Raw genomic sequence first — 17,780 nt, forward strand, 5'->3', positions numbered from 1 at the left:
TCAAAAGTGATGGGAAACCATAATAGATGTTTCTTTAACGATTTTCATAAAATGTTTCCTCCTCATATTTTTGGGAACAATTTGATAGTACCCGCAATTGAGTGGTTAAATAAAGAAACGAATAGTTTACATTTAGAAACCAACTGGTTACATAGCGTGTAAATTTCTTAACGCGTAGTGTTAGTCTCATAATGTTCAAGATTATCAGTGAATTTTCAATTCGCTTTAGCCATGTACCAGATTATTATGAACCTTGAATGACATCTGAGGACTCAGATGCTTAAAGTGGCCTACCAGATTGGTCTCCTGATGTAAGGTGAATTCAACGTGGAGATTTACATAAGGAACGCTATGCTTACTAGTGTAACCGCTTTAGTCCTGATATAAAATACATAGTTCGCGGACGTTAAATTCAGTTATTACGGAGAAATTTGCTACACTAGACCTATAGAAAATGATATTGGGGAGAGATTGTCATGGAACAACAACGCTGGCTGACGTGGCCGGTTTTTTATGAACTGACGGAAATCTATACGGCACCCTTGAATGTGATGTGGTTTATTTTGGGTGCTGCCATTGCCCAGTACTATGCAGGGACGGTCAATTGGGTGAATGTGGGTCTCTGTTTACTGGTCGTCTTTATTTTTGATCTGGCGGTCAACGTGGCGGACAATTACTATGATTATCAGCACGCCCACGACCGTGAGGGGTACGCTCTGCAAACGAATCCCGTTGGCCGATTAGCGTTGCCGGTCGGTGGGGTAGCCGGTTTGGCATGGGGATTGTATGCCCTGGCCGCCATTCCAGGGGTTGTCTTGGTCTTGCGGACGGGCTGGCCAGTGGCAGTTTTTGGCGCCCTTGGTTATGCGATTGGGATCTTCTATACGGCGGGGCCACGACCAATCAACGCAACGCCATTTTCGGCGGCAGTTGTCGCCTTAGCAATTGCTTTTCTGATTCAATTGACCTGTGTATACGTGTCAATTTACGGACAACGGCCGCTGACGTGGGGAATCGTCGGGACGACCTTTCTGTTGTGTTTGCCACTGACGCTGATTTTTTTCACGCTGCAGATGGCTAACGATACGGCTGACCGCGAGGAAGATATTGCGAATCACCGCTACACATTGGCATATTACTTAGGTCAAGCGGGATCAGTTAAATTGATTCAGGTAATCCTGGTGATTGGGAGTTGCTGGCCACTGGTTAATGTGATTTTGGGGATTGCCCCAGCATGGACAGCCTTGTCAGTGATTTTATTGCCGATCATGTGGCGGGGGATGCGACCGTTTTTCGCGGTCCAAGATAAACAAAAGACGTTTATGACGACGGTAAAGAGCGCATCGTTATTCTTCATTGCCTATCCAATACTATTTGCACTGGGCACGTGGTTATAACCCGGGTTAACTTTGAATTGAGGAGTAGCGATTCGTTGACAGCAACGGATCGCTGCTCTTTTTTTAACTGCTGATTTGGTATACTAAATAGTGAACTTGGATGTCGGCTTTTTGGGGCAATCAGGCGGTTAACCCGGGTTATAAATGTTGTGGCGGCTGGCAATGAACGGGAAGCTTGCCCAACTTCTAGGCGGGGAAAATGCGGAAAGATGACCCGGTTAGCCCGACTAGGAGCTTGACGGGCGGTCGCCAAGCATCATGGGGAATAACCCGGGTTATGGGGTAACAATTGGAGGTGAATTGGACGTGTTTAAATATGTCATGAGTGGCGTAATTACCAGTTTACTAACGGTTGCCTTTGTCTACTATTTGACAATCAGTGGACCGGTGCGTTGGGGCGTATTGCTTGGTTTATTGCTCATGAATAACTGGGCGGTATACCAGGTGTTGGCCCACTGGGATGCGTTTTTACACGGCCCGATCAGTCGGTACCAAGAACTGTTATTTATAATAGTTGCGGGGATTATTAATTTAATCTACAGCGATGCAACGCATTTAACGGGCGGACTATTTTGGCTGTGGTTAGGTGGTGAGATTCTATCAAGCTTGGCAGTGGCCTGGCTCGTGACGCGGGTAATTGTTAGAAGCTATCATTGGTTACGCAGAATGTTAAAGATGGAAATCGGGGATAAATAGTGAGAAGTGAACGGTCATTGGTTGTGTACTATGATTTTGGCTGCGGTGTCGCGATTGTTCTGTTGGCCTTGTTGTTTCGGGCGACCTTTCTGGAACAAATGCTAAACGGTGTCATTATTTTAGGGTTACTAGTCTATTCGTGGCGAGATTTTATGATTGCGCGGCGCAAAGTCAACCGCTTCTCTTGGTACCTGCGGGTGACGAGTATCTGGTTGGCGGTAGCCTTCTTAATCGGTGCAATCGTCAGTCACTTACTTTAGGCAGAATTAACGGAATAACTATAGCGGATGAAATGCCAAAAAAATCCCCACCACATCAACTCTACGATGCGGTGGGGATCGTTTTATTTAAAAGGTTAAGCGGCGTTTAAAATCCAGAGGAAGAGGATGAAGACCACGGCTAAACCGTACATCATGGGGCCAACTTCCTTACCACGCTTCGCAGCCAACATGGTCAATGGGTAGGTGATAAAGCCAAGGGCGATCCCATCGGAAATACTGTAGGTCAACGGCATGCCTAAGACAATCAGGAAGGCTGGTGCGGCAACTTCGAACTTTTCCCAGTGAATGTTTTTGAGCGACTGGGCCATCAGGACCCCAACGATGATTAAGGCGGGGGCAGTCACTTGGTTGGTGACAACGGCAAGTAGCGGGGAGAAAAAGGCGCCAAAAATGAATAGGATACCGGTCACAATGGCGGTAAAGCCAGTTCGACCACCAACTGCGATTCCAGCGGAAGACTCAACGAAGGCGCCCATTGGCGAGGTCCCCAGTAATGAGCCCACGACCATCGTACTGGAGTCGGCCATCAAGGCTTTACCGATCCGTGGCAACTTATTGTTTTTAACTAAACCGGCCTGTTCGGCTAACCCAACTAAGGTACCAGTCGTGTCGAAGAAGGTTACCAATAGGAAGGTTAAAACGACCACGGCAAGTTGTAACGTGTTGATGCTCCCGACATGGGTTAAGCCGACCATAAAGGTTGAACTGATGCTAGGAACGGCGGAAATGATGTGGGCGGGCATAGGAATCAAACCGGTAATCAGGCCAAGAATAGAGTTGGCGACCATCCCGATAAAGATGGCACCGGGAATGCGGGCACTCATTAAGATAATGGTGACCAGCAGACCGAAGATGGTTAGCCACGTGCTGCCAACCTGTAAGGAGCCCAGACTAACGATAGTGGACTTGTCGGCACTGACTAAGCCACCTTGACTCAGGCCAATAAAGGCAATAAACAAACCAATTCCGGCACTGATCGCCATTTTAAGATCGCGCGGAATTGCATCGACGACCATTTCACGTAACTTGAAGGCCGTTAGAATCATGAAGAGAATGGAGGCAACAAAGACACCAGCCAGTGCAGTTTGCCAAGGCACCTTCATGCCGATAACGACGGAGTAGGCGAAGAAGGCGTTAATCCCCAGACTTGCGGAAATAGCGATGGGGTAGTTGGCCAGGATCCCCATTAAAAAACAACCAAAGGCCGATGCAAATGCTGTGGCGGTAAAAACGGCTCCCTGGCTAATGCCAGAAGCACCCAATACTTGGGGATTCACGAACAGAATGTACGCCATGGAGACGAATGTGGTCAGTCCGGCTAGAATCTCCGTTTTATAGTTCGTTCCCAGTTCCTCAAAGTGAAAATAGTTCGCAATTTTTTGCATTGTGCGCGCTCCTCAACCATTATTTATTAAAACACGAACATTCATCACTATAGTTCGTGTTTATTCGTAAAACCAATCCTTATTGAGCTTAACATTTTTAAAAATTGAATGCAATCACGAAATACAATTAAAATTATAAAAATATAGTTCGTGATTTCATCGTAGTGCTTTGAACGCTAGGAGCGGCGTGAAAGTAATCGCTTTCGGTAAAAATAAAAAAACCGAGAGTCAGCTCGGTTTTAAGTGGTCAGCGTGATTACGATGAATTAGTCTGTGGAAGTTTACTGGTTACCGCGATCTTCAGGCAAGGGAATCGTTGGATCGACCTCGACGTTGTTCAGGTAGGTCTTGGCATAGGCATCGCGATACTTGGTGGGTGTTAGTGACGAAATCTGTTTGAAGACGCGCAAAAAGTATTTTTCATTTTCAAAGCTAAGTTCGTAGGCAATCTCCTTGACTGATAGATCCGTGGTTAAGAGGAGCTCTTCAGCCTGCTTGATTTTCGTTAGATTAATGAAATGGATGGTCGTCATTTTTTCGTACTCGCGGAAAAGCTTTGTTAGGTAGACGGGGGTCATTTTAAATTCGCTGGCTACCTGTTCGACCGTTAATTTTTCGTGACTGTGGATACGAATCCAATTTTTGATCATCTCGAATCGTGATGTATAACCCTGTTCTTGATTAATTGCCGTCATGAATTGATGAGAGAGTTCAATCAGAATACTTGAGATGAAGAAGTTGGTAGCGAACGGTGTGGCAGTTTCATCATTGGATTTTCAATCATTCAAATCATCGGGATGGCCTCGGTACCGTTCTTTGTTAAGTTCATGCATAAGTGGGGAACAACCGTCTTCATGCTGGCACTGACAATGGTCGGTCAAATCTGGATGGGGCTGGCTGGTGGCAATGTTACCTCTGCTTTGATTGGCTGGATTCTGGCATGTATCGGTTCCGGGTCCGCTTGTACCATGTTCTTCGCTATGGTCGGAGATACCGTTGACTTTGGTGAATGGAAGAGTGGTGTCAGAGCCAACGGACTGTTGACGGCGATGGGAGCTTCTTTCTGTATTCAGATGGGTTCTGGTTTCGGTTCCTTCATTGCCGCAAAAATCATGGCAACATTTGGCTTCTCAGCAGCTAAGGCGACACAATCTGCTGCCAGCATGAGTTCCATTAGTTTTACATTTATCTGGATTCCAGTTATTATTTATGCGATTAGTTTGGTTATTATGGTCGCTTACCGTAAGTGGGAACGTCACGAGCCAATTGTGACCGAAGAACTTGCGGAACGACACGCACAGACACAAGAAAACGCTGCAGAATAAAAAGTCAGTGATTACCGCAACGGCGGGATTGCCGGCGGTTTGAATCGTATTTCCAGTGAAACGTCTACTTTCTGGTGGGCGTTTTTTGGCGCAAAAAAGCTCGGGCCGAGCTCGAGCTTTAAGTTAATCTGAAAATGAAGTGAATCTAGTCGGGATCAGCGAGTGATTTGCCATTGGTTTTGGTCTTAAAACCAGCAAAGGCGTTATCGATAGTTTGATATTCAGCTGAACTCAAGGTAACCGCTAAGGCCTGCGCATTGGCTTCAACTTGACTAGCATGTTTAGCACCAGGGATAACGACACTGATTAGTGGGTTTTGCATGTACCAAGCTAACACGGTTTGTGCGACAGTTGCTTGGTGAGCTGTTGCAATTGGCCGAATTTGGTCGATGGCCTTTAGCACGAGGCTGTAGCGTGGTTCTTGGAAGTCACTGATTTGGCTACGAATGTCATCGGCTGGGAAGGAGACGGTTTGGTCATACTTGCCGGTCAATAAACCAGAGGCTAATGGGAAGTACGGAACAAAGCTAATCTGATGATCCTTTAAATAAGGCATGAGGTCGGCTTCGTGATCACGATGAAGCAGACTAAATTCGTCTTCTACAACGTCGACGTAACCGTCTGCGTTGGCCTCCTTGACTTGGTCTAAACTAAAGTTGGATAGACCAATTGCCCGAATTTTCCCCTGTTCGCGTAAGCGTTGGAGTGCTCCAACGGCCTCAGCCTTTGGGGTTTGCTTGTCTGGAAAATGAATGTAGTAAATATCAAGGTAGTCGGTATTTAAACGCTTTAGGCTAGCTTCGACCTGTTGTGTCAGGAAGTCGGGATCATTAGAGATGACTTGTTCGCCAGTAGAGAAGTCTTGGGCCCCTTTGGTAGCGAGTGTAAAACTATGACGATTGAAGTCATGCATGGCTTGGCCTACCAGTTCTTCAGAGTGACCGAGACCGTAAACAAATGCCGTATCCAGTAATTGAATGCCATGATTGAGCCCAGCTTTAACCAGGTTCAAACCATCCTCATCTTTTAGATTGGGGAAGAGGTTATAACCACCGACAGCGTTGGTTCCGAGACCCAGTGGCGTGGTTTGCACGTCCGTCTTGCCAATTGTTACCATTTCATGTGACATTGAATACCCTCCTATAGTGTATGCAACCGAATTCAAATACACATTTATTATACCGAACTTAATGTTAATGCCAAACGAGTTTGCCCAGAAATTACCGGTCAGTCATGGTTTCTGGTAAACTGGGAAGCAAGGAAAAAGGAGCGAAGACGATGAAAACATACTTAATCTTAGGGGCCACGCCATTGGGCCAATTGGTTGCCCAACAACTTGTTGAACAGCAGGTCGGAACGGTTCGCGTTTTGCACGACGCAGCAACTAGCTTACCGGCCAAGTTAGCGGGTGCCGTGACGGCGTTTAGCGGTGACTTGACCAAAGAGACGACCTACGTGGATGCCTTACAAGATGCACCGATTATTTTCTCTGCCCTAGAAGGGATGGACGTGGATCTTGCTTTTGAGGCATTATTTGATGCGCAGTACCATAATCAGTTGAAGCTGACGCGTTTTGTCATGCTAAGTACAGCTGGTGTGGACCATGAAGTTACCGGCGAAATGAGCTATCCGGGAATTACTGATGTTAAAGAGTACTTGAACCAACAGCGCTATGCGGCCAAATTAGTTGATGAAGCTGAATTCCCATATACGATTCTACGACCAGTGACGTTGACGACAGATATTGCGCAAACTCCCCAAATCATTAAGGAGGGAGAACCAGTGCCGAGTGGGACTGTTTCTCAGGCAACCGTGGCTAAAGTAGCGGTGGATTTACTGAAAAATGGTGGTGCGGATTACCAATCCCTAGCTGTTTGCTAAATCTTTCTCAAAACCTGATGAAATGTTGCGTAGCTGAGGGAATTGTTTGTTAAAATAGACGCAGTGAGGTGAAGGCATTGGCATTAGAAATAGATGATCAACAATTACAAGCGATCCGGGAACGGATGGGTGAAGCCAATCAACGCGCCCACTTCGTTATTTTCCAGTCAACTGAAAAGGAGTCTGGGAAAGTTTTGCGTTTGATTACAGACATTGAAAGCTTTCGAGCGATTCAAGAGCAACATGCAACGGATTCAGACATGGAAATTATTCAAGATATCGTACCGATTACGGATACACTGGCACGTTGGGCAGTTGCGGAAAATATGGCTGCGCAACAGCAAAACGATGATGCTGAGGTTTTACAAGATCTCGAGCATTATACAAATGAAGTCTTAAAGGAAAATCAGCAGGCAGTTAATCCGCCAGATGATGGAACCGATTAGGTGCTTACTACGGTGAGCATCTTTTTTATTTGCAGAATCAGAACGTTTGTTTGCTTTTTTTGACTAAGGTCAGCTTACGGGAAAAGGACAGGGAATGCAAGCCAGTAAAAAATGGGATTTGGCACTTAGGTCAAGCCAGAGTAGTTAAATATCGTTATTAAATTTAAATAGTTGTAAAAACCATAAGCCGTTTGGCAACTGTTAGCTCGAATATACTGATAAACTAAAGCTAGTTATTAGAGAATCTTTTGAGGAGGGATTTTCATGAGAAAGAAACGACTATTATTAACTGGTCTAGCCGTTGCAATGGGGATTTTTTTAGCTGGTGGCAGTGTGGCTGCACAAGCTAAGACGACTAATAAAACCGTTACTTTCGGTCAATTGACCAATAAAAATACGAATCGATTAGCTGCTATTCGACAGGCTGCTCGTCAACAAATTTTGAAGCAGACTAAAGCGAAAGGGAGCCAGGTTACTGCGGTTTATAAGGTCAAACTGCCTAAACATATGACCAAGAAGGCCACTCTAACCGCCAATGGCCTGCGGATGAATTTGCTTAAAAACAGCTTTAAAGTCAAGCAAATAACCATTCCATATACGCAGCTAAAGGGTAAGATTTTAAATCGTTATTTGCCTAAGACCGATCGAACAGCCCGCGTAAAAACAAATAAGATGGTGGCATTGACCTTTGATGATGGGCCGGATCCTACATTGACGCCGAAATTACTGAAAACGTTGAAAAAGTACAAGGTCCACGCAACGTTTTTTGAGGTTGGTCAAAGCGTCAGCCGTTACCCGAAAATTTCCCGAGCTGTGTTGGCGGGTGGTAACGAGTTAGGGAATCATTCATGGAACCATCCGGACTTTAATACGATTGGAACAGCGCAAACGGTCAGTCAGATTACACGGACGAATCGCGCTATTTTCCAAGCGACCGGGACATTACCACAGTATGTTCGGCCACCATACGGGAATATCACAGCAGCTGAAGGCAAGGCCATTGAGCAACCGATCATTCGTTGGTCGGTAGATTCTCGTGATTGGTCTTATTTAAATACGAGTCAAGATATTAACGAGGTTATGAAGGATACGCATGGTGGTGAGATTGTGCTGATGCATGATATCCACGCCCAGTCCGTCGCAGCAGTGCCGACAATCATTAAGCGATTGAAAGCCAAGGGCTACAAATTGGTTACGGTCAGTCAATTGCTGAATTATCAAGCACTGCCAGGATTGCAATACTTTGGTGCAGGGGATTACCGAACGACTGGAAAATAAATTAACGCATAAGAAAAAGGACCCGGATATTTCGGGTCCTTTCGTCTGCCAGTGGTTAGGCTAGAAATTTTTTCGCCAATCGTTCATAAACATGCTGAACGTGAGCAAATAGGTCGAGGTCGACGGATTCGTTGAGTGAGTGGGCATCGTTCCATTCACCGGCACCGTAAACCACGACGGGGAATTGATTGGCAGACTTGGTGTATTCCGAGGCATCGGTTGCACCATGAATGACTTGTAGCTCAACGGGGTGACCGAATTCGTCATCCGCAATTTGTTTCGTTAATTTAACCAGGTCAGAGTCTGTGGCACTAATGACCGGTTTGAAGCTGTAGTCGACGTGTAACGTCAGATTAACATTGGCTTCCTGGTTCAGTTTATCAACCGTTTCGTTTAGTCGCTTGATGACCGCTTCGTTATCAAATTCGGGAATCGGCCGGATGTTACCTTGGAGCTCCGCCTTAGCGGGAATGCTGTTGACTTGTTCGCCGCCGTTAAAGACAGTCACGCTGTGGACTAGTGGGCCGAGTTCAGGGCTAACAGGTGCGTCGGCAAACGCAGTGGCTTCAGCTGTGACGTATTTGATCAGGTTTGTAATGGCGTTGATGCCCTTTTCAGGCATTGAGCTATGGGCACCACGTCCCTGCGAATAAACATGATAGTTTAGCGATCCATTGTGGGCGTAAACTAGATTACCACCGGTTGGTTCACCGATAATGATCCCGTCTAAATCGTCAGCAATCCCTTGTTCGGTTAATAACCGTGAGCCCATGGCACCATTTTCTTCACCAACCGTACCAATGAAACGCAGCCGACCGTTAAGCTTAGTTTTTTGCTCGGCCAGGTTAATAAAGGTGATGACCATTCCAGCTAGACCACTCTTCATGTCAGCAGCACCACGGCCGTATAGCCGATTGTTTGCAACGTGTGCGGAGAAGGGATCGAACTGCCAGTCAGCAACATCACCAGTTGCGACGGTGTCTAGGTGACCGGCCAATGCCAGAACCTTATCACTAGTGGCATCGCCAATTTCAGCGACAATGTTACTACGACCATCTGTGTAAGGAATGATTTTGGATGTGATGCCATGATTGGCAAAGAGTTTTTGAATATAGGTGGCCACAGCCGCTTCGTTACCGTTAACGGAGTTGATTTCAACTAGTTCCTGTAGAATTTGAACCTGTTCAGTATCTTTCATAAAAGCCTGCCCGCTTTCTCACCATATTTTAATTTTAAGTGTAGCACGCTTTACAGGAAATATGCGAATAATGTTATTAAAAATGAGAAAATTTATAGCAAACATTTGTTCGTTTTTGGCGTTTAGTATGCTAGAATATAATTACCTTAGATGGCAACGGTCTGAAATTAGGCTGGGGCTTACATAGCGCATACTAGAAAAAATAGGAGGTCGGCTGATGAGTTTACAGTTTGTTTTGGGCAGTGCGGGGATGGACCACAGAACACCGATGGTGACAACGATGGCGGAACAGGTTACCACAATACCCGCGGATCAATACTACTATTTGGTTCCTAATCATATTAAGTTCGAGACCGAAGTGGATGTACTGGCAGCGTTGAAGGAGCGGATAGCACCGGATCAGCCACTATTTGCACAGACGCAGGTTCAAGTTTTTTCTTTTACCCGATTAGCCTGGTTTTTCATGAAAAATGAACCAGTTTATCAGCTGCCCCGAATCTCAACGGCTGGCCTGAATATGCTGATCTATCAAATCATCCAAAGCCATGCGGATGAGCTGACTATTTTCCGTGGTGAGGTCGATCGGCCTGGGTTTATTACGCAATTGACGACGCAGCTGGCCGAGCTGAAAGTGGGCCAGGTCACGGCTGCCGATCTCCTGACCGCAGTAGATAATTTAACAACGACGAATGCTGATTTACAGGCTAAATTACATGATTTAATGATTTTATACGAGGCATTTGAGACTCAGATGCTGGGTAAATATGTAGAAAATACAGATTTACTTAATCAGTTAGCCGACTACTTGGCGACTAAAGTTGATTTGAGCCATGCTCATTTTTATTTGGAAGGATTTTCACAGTTGAGTGCTCAGGAACGGAAGCTCGTTTCGGTCCTGATTCAGCGTTCAGCCAGCGTTGAAGTGGCATTGAACTTAGACAAGGGTTATCCGCAAGAGTTGCCAGATACAACGACTCTCTTTTTTCAGTCGGCCAAATTGTATCATCAGCTTTACGTTGAAGCGCGGGCAGATAAAGTTCCGGTCTTGATTGATCAGCAAGCAACGGCTGCCCGTGTTTCGCCAGATCTACTGGCGCTCGACCATTTTTGGCAGGAGACGAATACGTTGTCGCCGCAGCCCAAACCCGCAGCCGCAGTTCTAAAGGATGTCAAAATTGTTCAAGCTGCTAATCGGTACGTAGAGGTTTCGCATGTGGCGACTCAGATTCGTCAACTCGTGGCGACTGGACAGTACCGCTATCAGGATTTCTTAGTCTTAGCGCGCCACCTAGATGCTTACCAAACGGTGATTGATCCCATCTTTAAGGCGCAGGAGATTCCTTACTTTGATGACGCCGATGTTCAAATGGCCGATCATCCCTTTGTAGAGCTACTCAATGCATTATTTGATGTGCAACGAAAGAATTATCGGTATGCTGATGTGTTTCGTGTTTTAAAGTCCGAACTGCTTTTGCCAGTTGGGGATGATGGTGAGCCATTAAATTTAAACAGTTATCGACGGGCATTGGCACTAACTGAGAATTTGGTCCTAAAGAATGGCTACGAAGGCCAGTATCGTTGGACGCAGGATAAGGATTGGCTGTACACGCGCTTTTCAGCTGGAGATGATAGTGTTCAGACAACGCATGATGAGCAAGTAACGACACAGATTAACGTGATTCGTCACTTTGTAAAGGAGACATTGCCACCATTTTTTGCTAGATTAAAGGCGGCCACAACTTACACCGAAGCGGCCGCAACGTTGTACCAATTTCTGGAAAATCATGGTGTGAGTCAACGCCTGATGGCCTGGCGGGACCAAGCGATAGCAGTTGGGGACCTATTTCGAGCGGGACAACCCGAACAGACTTGGGCAACCTTCTGCCAGATGCTCGATGAGTGCCATAGCATTTTGGGCGACCAACCATTTAATCAGACAGATTTTCAGTCTTTGTTGCAAGCGGGGTTTGCCGGTGCGAAATTTAGCCAAATTCCATCGACGCTTGATCAGGTTATGATTTCCGAAAGTGGAATTGTGCAGGCGAATAATCGTAAGATAACTTTCTTAATGGGAGCAACCGCCGATAGCATGCCTGATGATCAAGTACCGACGACGTTACTAGCGGATAATGATCGGCAGGACTTAAGCGAACAACTACAGGCAACGGATGCGAACAGTTACTTGCGTGATGATGCAGCGACACAGCTTGCGGGTGAGCCTTACTTGAACTATCTAGCGTTTCTAAGTGGGAGTGACCAGTTAATCTTTAGCTATCCGGCAACGAGTGACAGTGATGGTGGCTTGCAAATTTCACCATACGTTGCACGAATTCGCGATTACTTCAAGTTACCGGTCACGCTAGCTGCAGCGACACCCGGAGCTCAGCAGACGGATATTTTACCCTTTGTGGGGACTCGGCGGACGACACTGCGCCATCTGGTACAGGCTAGCCATGATAGCCAGACACGTGAACAGCCATTATCACCGGCTTGGCTTTATGTTTTACGCACCTTACGCGCGGACGTAAACTATGGTGAGCTGACGACAAAATTGCTTGGTAGTCTGAGCTATCGTAATGTACCGGACCAACTGACACCAGACATTGTGACGCAACTGTACGGTAATAAGATTAGTACGTCTATTTCTAAATTAGAGGAGTACTATGCCAATCCATATGCTTACTTTTTGAAATACGGATTAAAATTACAGGAACGTGATGTTTTTGAGCTCTCACCAGCTAGTACCGGTGAGTTCTTCCATGCGACAATGGATGGTCTCATGAAAATCGTTAACGAACAAAAATTAAACTTGGCAGATTTGGATGACCAACAACTCCGAGAGATGACGGATGAAGTGATTGCAAAGGTCTTGGATACCACGACCAATCCCCAGTTTGCCATCTTAGAAAGTTCGAATCGAATGATCTACATTCGGCAACAGCTGATTAAGACGATGCGTCAGATGGCGAAGACGCTACATGAGCAGAGTAAACGGACTAAATTGCGACCTAAACGGACTGAGGTTCAGTTTGGCCTGGGAGATGAGCGCGGCTTAGATGCCTTATCATTCGACTTGGAAAAGAAACGTAAGGTAACGGTGCGTGGCCGAATTGACCGGTTAGATGCGATGCAGCTTCAGGATAAAACGTATCTGGGAATCGTTGATTATAAGAGCTCCGAGCACAAGTTTAGTTATCAGGATGCCTACTATGGACAGGCCATGCAGATGCTAACGTATTTGGATGCGGTTAAGAAGAATCTACCAGAGTTATTAGCGAATGAGACCCCGGTTAATGCAGAGTTAGCTGGCGCCGTTTACCTCCATTTGCAAAATCCGATTTTAAAGGCAGCGGATGTTCTAGACGATGATCCCTTAGAGGCTTTGCTCAAGGCAGAGCAGTATCAGGGGTTATTACTAGATGACCCCGACCTATTGACCAATTTAGATTCCTTGTTTTCAACGGACGATTATAGTGGGAGTTCACTGTTATTCCGCGGATTACGGCGGACGGTTAAGGGGACGATTACGTCCTACAGCAAGATGCTGGTCAAGCCAGCAGAGTTGGACTTGCTACTCGAACATACGGAACGGTTGATTAAGCGAGCGGCAACCGAAATTTTCGATGGCCACGTGGATCTGGCACCATTCCGAGAGCAGAACCGAACAGCCCTGCAATTCTCGCCGTACAAGTCGATTATGCAGTTTGATCCGTTGTTAAAAGAAAATAACTACCGGGAGCTTGCGGCATTAAAGAAAGATGATGTCATGGCTCGGATCAAGGCCGAACAGGAAAAGGAGGCAGCCGATGAGCGCAAAATTTAGTTTTACACCTAGTCAAGACCAGGCGATTCATCAGATTGGGAATAATCTATTAGTGTCTGCATCAGCCGGATCTGGAAAGACCCGGGTGCTGGTTCAACGTGTGATTTCACACTTAAGGGCAGGAATAGGGATCGACAAAATCTTAATCGTCACCTTCACCAAAGCGGCGGCTGCCGAAATGCGAGATCGAATTCAAACAGCTTTGCGCCAAGAGCTAGCAGCTAATCAGGGGAATAGTGAGCGGCAGGCCTTTTATTTACGACAGTTGAACCAACTTCCTGTCGCCGATATCAGTACGCTGGATGCTTTTTGTTTGCGTATTTTGCAGCATTATTATTATGTGATCGATTTCGATCCCGTTTTTCGCTTACTAGCTGATGAGACTGAAAATGCCCTACTTCGGGATGAAGTCTGGTCAGATTTACGAGAACAGCTCTATGCTAACGATGAGAGTGGTTTGTTTGCGCGGTTGACGGAGAATTTTTCGGGTGATCGTAGCGATGATGGACTGGCTGACTTAGTGCAACAAACCTATACCTTTGCCAATGCCACCCCCAATCCAACTGCATGGTTAGCAGCTTTACCACAACCGTATCAGCTAGATAGTGAGCGGCTGACCCAGACAACATTCTTTCAGCAGAAATTAGCGCCTTTGTTTACGGCACAGTTACAACAAATTCAGGCGGACTTAACTAGCGCGGAGCAGTTAGCAACGCAAAACAATTTAGAGAAGCAAGCCGCCCACCTGCAGACTATTTTGGCAAGCTTGCAGACTATTTTGGATTTAGTTGCTAATGGGAGCTGGAATGATTTACGGGCTGCCGTTCAGAACTTTACGTGGGGACGCATGCCAAGTATTCGGAAAACAAACGAAGATTTTCCGGTCTACAATGAGCTCAAAACGACCTATTACGACCCCGCCCGTAAGCAGTTAGACGCGTTGAAGAAGACGTATCTGATTCAGAATGAAGAACAGGCCATGACCACGATTGCGAAATCAGGCGAATTAGTTGGCGAATTAGCCAACGTTGTCACAGATTTTCGGCAAGCTTATCGGGCTGAAAAGCAACGACGGCATGTACTGGACTTTGCAGACATCGAGCATGCCGCGTTAGAAATTTTAACCAGTGATACGGCGCAATCGAAACATGTTGCGGCACAGTTGCGCGACCAATACGCTGAAATTATGATCGATGAGTATCAGGATACGAACGGCCTGCAGGAAGCGATTCTAACGGCGATTGCTGAGCCAGCACCTAAAGGAAATCTTTTCATGGTGGGGGACGTAAAGCAGTCCATCTACCGTTTCCGACAAGCTGACCCTACTCTGTTTATGGGGAAAACGGATCAGTATGCCGCGGATGAAAATGCGGGGCAACTCATCACATTAGCTGAAAATTTCCGGTCGATGAAAAATGTTGATGACTTTACCAACCTCATCTTTAAGCAGCTGATGGATCGTGAATTGGGTGAGATTGCTTACACGGGTGCTGCACAACTGAAGTTTGGGGCCACCTACTACCCGGAAGATGTTGAAAGTACAGCCGAACTCTTAGTCTATTTGACTGAGGGGACTGAGGAAGCTCATGATGGGGAACCAATGGATGAGACCTTTCAAGTGGATGACAAGCATCAGGGCGAGGTCCTGATGACTGGGAAAAAGATTCAGGAACTGATTGCCGCCAAGACGCCGATTTATGACCGAGAAAAGAAGCTAACCCGGCCCATGGACTATCGAGATATTACGTTATTGACGCCTACGCGAACGAATAATTTAATCATTACCGATGAACTCCGGCGAATGGGAATTCCCGTAGTCGTCAACGATGCGCAGAACTACTTTAAGACGACTGAAATTCAGATCATGATGGCACTATTACGGATTATCGACAACCCCTATCAAGATATTCCGTTGGCGGCGGTTCTGCGTTCACCCATTGTGGGCTTGAACGAAAATGAGTTAGCTCTGCTGCGAATCAATCAGCGGACAGGGGATTATTACCAAGCACTGTTACATTTTCAGCAAACCTTCGCGACAGGGACTAGTAGCGCTATGCAGCAGCGCGTCTACGAGAAAATTAGTCACTTCTTAGAACAACTGCAGATGTTTCGTGACATTGCGCAGCAAAATGAGTTGGTGACGCTAATTTGGCGTATTTATCAAGAGACCGGATTTCTGGATTATGTGGGGGGGATGCCGGCCGGTGAACAACGACAAGCCAATTTACATGCGTTGTATGAACGGGCACAGAGCTACGAAAAGAGTAGTTTTAAAGGGCTCTTCCAATTTGTTCGTTTCGTTGAGCGTTTACAACAGCGGGATACTGATTTGGCTGGTGCACCGGTTCAAACGGCCGAAAATGCAGTGTCCGTGATGACCATTCATGGGAGTAAGGGACTGGAATTTCCAGTCGTCTTCATCATGGACGCTTCACGGCAGTTCAACCGGCAAGATCAGCAAGGAAACTACGTCATGAGTGGCAAGTCTGGCATCGGCATTGACTACTTGGATACTGAAAGCCGCATCAAGGCGCCGAGCTTACAGAAGCTAGTGACGGCCCAAGCCATTTCACGGGCCAGCTTAGCTGAGGAAATGCGTAAATTATATGTGGCGTTGACCCGTGCTGAGTCACGACTCTATATTGTGGGTTCACATAAAAATCAAGAAGAGGCGCTTAGTGCTTGGGAACAGGCCTACCAAAGCCCAGAGCTTGTTTTGAATGCCACCTTACGGGAAAAGAATACGTTAGCCAATTATTTGGATTGGATTGGGATGTGCTTGATTCGGGATCCCCATTTTGATTCAGAGTTAAGAACGGAAACGAGTGCCTTTTCCGGGCTGGCTGGTGACCCCGCTCAGTTTAAGGTTTCTTTTGCAACGGCGGCAGATGTTGAACCAATGCAGTCCGTGGGTGATGCGGCTGCTGACTGGTTACAATCGGCAAGCGAGACTGCCGAAAAGGTTGATGATACAGCGGTTTCTGGGGAACAGATCAAAGCCATTATGGATTTTCAATACCCGCATCAAGCGGCAACAGAAACAACCGCTTATCAGTCTGTGTCTGAAGCCAAACGGTTATTCGAAGATCCAGACAACGCCACGATTGGAGAATACCAACCGACCGAACGGGGTCAAGCTGGGCATCGGTTTGTGACGCATGACTTTGCGCGGCCGGAGTTTTTACAAACGGTACGAGAGCCCCTACCAACGGAAATCGGGAGTGCGACCCACTTGGTTTTACAACAGTTGGACGTGACGTCGGCCCCTACCATGGCTAGTGTTCAGAAACTGATTGATCAGTTGGTTACGGATCAAGTCTTATCGGCTGAGGTTGCACAGCGCGTGCAACCGGATTTAATTTTACGTTTCTTTACGAGTGACTTGGGCCAAAAAATCTTGGCAACGCCAGACCAGTTGCATCGAGAAGTGCCATTTTCACTCTTAATGCCAGCACGAAGCCTATTTCAAGATTTCAAAGAGATGGACTCGCAGGTTCTGGTCCATGGGATTGTTGATGGCTACTTAGTCACAGAGGCGGGCGTGATACTGTTCGACTATAAGACCGACCACGTGAATCCACGGGATGTCGCCAGAAGTGAAGCGAAGTTGCTGGAACGGTACGGTGGCCAGGTCAACCTCTACGCAGCGGCTTTAAAACAGATGACGGGACAACCAGTGATTGCCCAGTACCTGTACTTATTGGCTACCGGCGATTTAGTTCCAGTTCCCACACAGCAAATTCAAAACTTAGATAACGAGTAGCATTAAAAAAGCGATTGACCCATAACGAGTCAATCGCTTTTTTAGCTGGATAATGAAATCGGCCAACAATGTAACTTTGTTACATTATTTTCAAATCGCCAGGATGACTCTAAAAAATTTTAACCGTTTTAGCTGAAAATAGGATGCAATACGGTTTTAAGGATGAAAATTTAAAATACTTTAGTATTTAACAAATGGTTTAAAAATGGAGAGAGCGTAAAATATCTTGTGTAAACGCACAAAAGATTTCTAAATTGTATAGAAATAGGGAATGCCTTCCCTTATGATATTTAGTAACCACAGAAAA

At 46.3% G+C, this 17,780-nt stretch carries 13 protein-coding genes; 9 read left to right on the forward strand and 4 right to left on the reverse strand.

Features of this window, described 5'->3' with window-relative positions:
* Window positions 1-476: 476 nt before the first annotated feature.
* From FAY32_RS12850 to FAY32_RS12860, 3 genes are all read left to right on the forward strand, one after another.
* A complete protein-coding gene (locus tag FAY32_RS12850; protein WP_143463824.1) occupies window positions 477-1,397 on the forward strand; it encodes a prenyltransferase in 921 nt (306 codons plus the stop codon).
* Window positions 1,398-1,703: 306 nt separating this feature from the next.
* Complete coding sequence (locus FAY32_RS12855; RefSeq protein WP_143463825.1) at window positions 1,704-2,093, forward strand: hypothetical protein; 390 nt, start codon at window positions 1,704-1,706, stop codon at window positions 2,091-2,093.
* Window positions 2,093-2,353, forward strand: coding sequence for a hypothetical protein (locus tag FAY32_RS12860; protein ID WP_143463826.1), 261 nt, complete (start codon window positions 2,093-2,095; stop codon window positions 2,351-2,353). Before FAY32_RS12855 ends, FAY32_RS12860 begins: the two co-directional genes overlap by 1 nt.
* Before the next feature lie 95 nt (window positions 2,354-2,448).
* On the opposite strand, the gene FAY32_RS12865 is transcribed toward FAY32_RS12860, so the two are convergent.
* Together FAY32_RS12865 and FAY32_RS12870 are read right to left on the reverse strand one after the other, a co-directional pair.
* Window positions 2,449-3,759, reverse strand: coding sequence for an NCS2 family permease (locus FAY32_RS12865; protein ID WP_143463827.1), 1,311 nt, complete (start codon window positions 3,757-3,759; stop codon window positions 2,449-2,451).
* Between the two features lie 281 nt (window positions 3,760-4,040).
* Window positions 4,041-4,409: a helix-turn-helix domain-containing protein gene (locus FAY32_RS12870; protein ID WP_158727601.1), complete on the reverse strand. Its 369-nt coding sequence runs from the start codon at window positions 4,407-4,409 to the stop codon at window positions 4,041-4,043.
* 132 nt (window positions 4,410-4,541) lie between these two features.
* Here FAY32_RS12870 and FAY32_RS12875 point away from each other — a divergent pair, with 132 nt between their 5' ends.
* The gene (locus tag FAY32_RS12875; RefSeq protein WP_263862560.1) at window positions 4,542-5,084 is read left to right on the forward strand and encodes an MFS transporter; all 543 of its coding nucleotides are present in this window, start codon (window positions 4,542-4,544) and stop codon (window positions 5,082-5,084) included.
* 145 nt (window positions 5,085-5,229) lie between these two features.
* Here the strand turns inward: FAY32_RS12875 and FAY32_RS12880 are convergent, their stop codons facing one another.
* Entirely contained in the window at window positions 5,230-6,213 is a 984-nt protein-coding gene (locus FAY32_RS12880) for an aldo/keto reductase (RefSeq protein ID WP_143463830.1), read from the reverse strand.
* Window positions 6,214-6,362: 149 nt separating this feature from the next.
* Between FAY32_RS12880 and FAY32_RS12885 the strand changes: the two genes are divergently transcribed.
* From FAY32_RS12885 to FAY32_RS12895, 3 genes are all read left to right on the forward strand, one after another.
* Window positions 6,363-6,965: an NAD(P)-binding oxidoreductase gene (locus tag FAY32_RS12885; protein ID WP_143463831.1), complete on the forward strand. Its 603-nt coding sequence runs from the start codon at window positions 6,363-6,365 to the stop codon at window positions 6,963-6,965.
* A gap of 68 nt (window positions 6,966-7,033) precedes the next feature.
* On the forward strand, window positions 7,034-7,411 hold the full coding sequence (locus FAY32_RS12890) for a hypothetical protein (RefSeq protein WP_225428345.1): 378 nt from the start codon (window positions 7,034-7,036) through the stop codon (window positions 7,409-7,411).
* Between the two features lie 264 nt (window positions 7,412-7,675).
* A complete protein-coding gene (locus FAY32_RS12895) occupies window positions 7,676-8,689 on the forward strand; it encodes a polysaccharide deacetylase family protein (RefSeq protein ID WP_143463833.1) in 1,014 nt (337 codons plus the stop codon).
* A 55-nt stretch (window positions 8,690-8,744) separates the two neighbouring features.
* Here the strand turns inward: FAY32_RS12895 and FAY32_RS12900 are convergent, their stop codons facing one another.
* The gene (locus FAY32_RS12900) at window positions 8,745-9,887 is read right to left on the reverse strand and encodes an ArgE/DapE family deacylase (protein ID WP_143463834.1); all 1,143 of its coding nucleotides are present in this window, start codon (window positions 9,885-9,887) and stop codon (window positions 8,745-8,747) included.
* Between the two features lie 217 nt (window positions 9,888-10,104).
* On the opposite strand from FAY32_RS12900, the gene FAY32_RS12905 reads away from it, so the two are divergent.
* Window positions 10,105-13,710 (forward strand): PD-(D/E)XK nuclease family protein, encoded by a 3,606-nt coding sequence (locus FAY32_RS12905; protein WP_143463835.1) that lies wholly within the window; start codon window positions 10,105-10,107, stop codon window positions 13,708-13,710.
* Window positions 13,694-17,473, forward strand: coding sequence for a helicase-exonuclease AddAB subunit AddA (gene addA / locus FAY32_RS12910; RefSeq protein WP_143463836.1), 3,780 nt, complete (start codon window positions 13,694-13,696; stop codon window positions 17,471-17,473). Before FAY32_RS12905 ends, addA begins: the two co-directional genes overlap by 17 nt.
* Window positions 17,474-17,780 lie beyond the last annotated feature (307 nt).

Source organism: Levilactobacillus enshiensis (genome assembly GCF_007115095.1).
GTDB classification, from domain to species: Bacteria; Bacillota; Bacilli; order Lactobacillales; family Lactobacillaceae; genus Levilactobacillus; species Levilactobacillus enshiensis.

Bases quoted from the DNA above. Each gene is read 5' to 3' on its own strand.
- FAY32_RS12880 (WP_143463830.1), bottom strand. From the start codon at position 6,213: ATGTCACATGAAATGGTAACAATTGGCAAGACGGACGTGCAAACCACG.
- FAY32_RS12870 (WP_158727601.1), bottom strand. From the start codon at position 4,409: ATGATCAAAAATTGGATTCGTATCCACAGTCACGAAAAATTAACGGTC.
- addA (WP_143463836.1), top strand. From the start codon at position 13,694: ATGAGCGCAAAATTTAGTTTTACACCTAGTCAAGACCAGGCGATTCAT.
- FAY32_RS12850 (WP_143463824.1), top strand. From the start codon at position 477: ATGGAACAACAACGCTGGCTGACGTGGCCGGTTTTTTATGAACTGACG.
- FAY32_RS12905 (WP_143463835.1), top strand. From the start codon at position 10,105: ATGAGTTTACAGTTTGTTTTGGGCAGTGCGGGGATGGACCACAGAACA.
- FAY32_RS12865 (WP_143463827.1), bottom strand. From the start codon at position 3,759: ATGCAAAAAATTGCGAACTATTTTCACTTTGAGGAACTGGGAACGAAC.
- FAY32_RS12895 (WP_143463833.1), top strand. From the start codon at position 7,676: ATGAGAAAGAAACGACTATTATTAACTGGTCTAGCCGTTGCAATGGGG.
- FAY32_RS12885 (WP_143463831.1), top strand. From the start codon at position 6,363: ATGAAAACATACTTAATCTTAGGGGCCACGCCATTGGGCCAATTGGTT.
- FAY32_RS12900 (WP_143463834.1), bottom strand. From the start codon at position 9,887: ATGAAAGATACTGAACAGGTTCAAATTCTACAGGAACTAGTTGAAATC.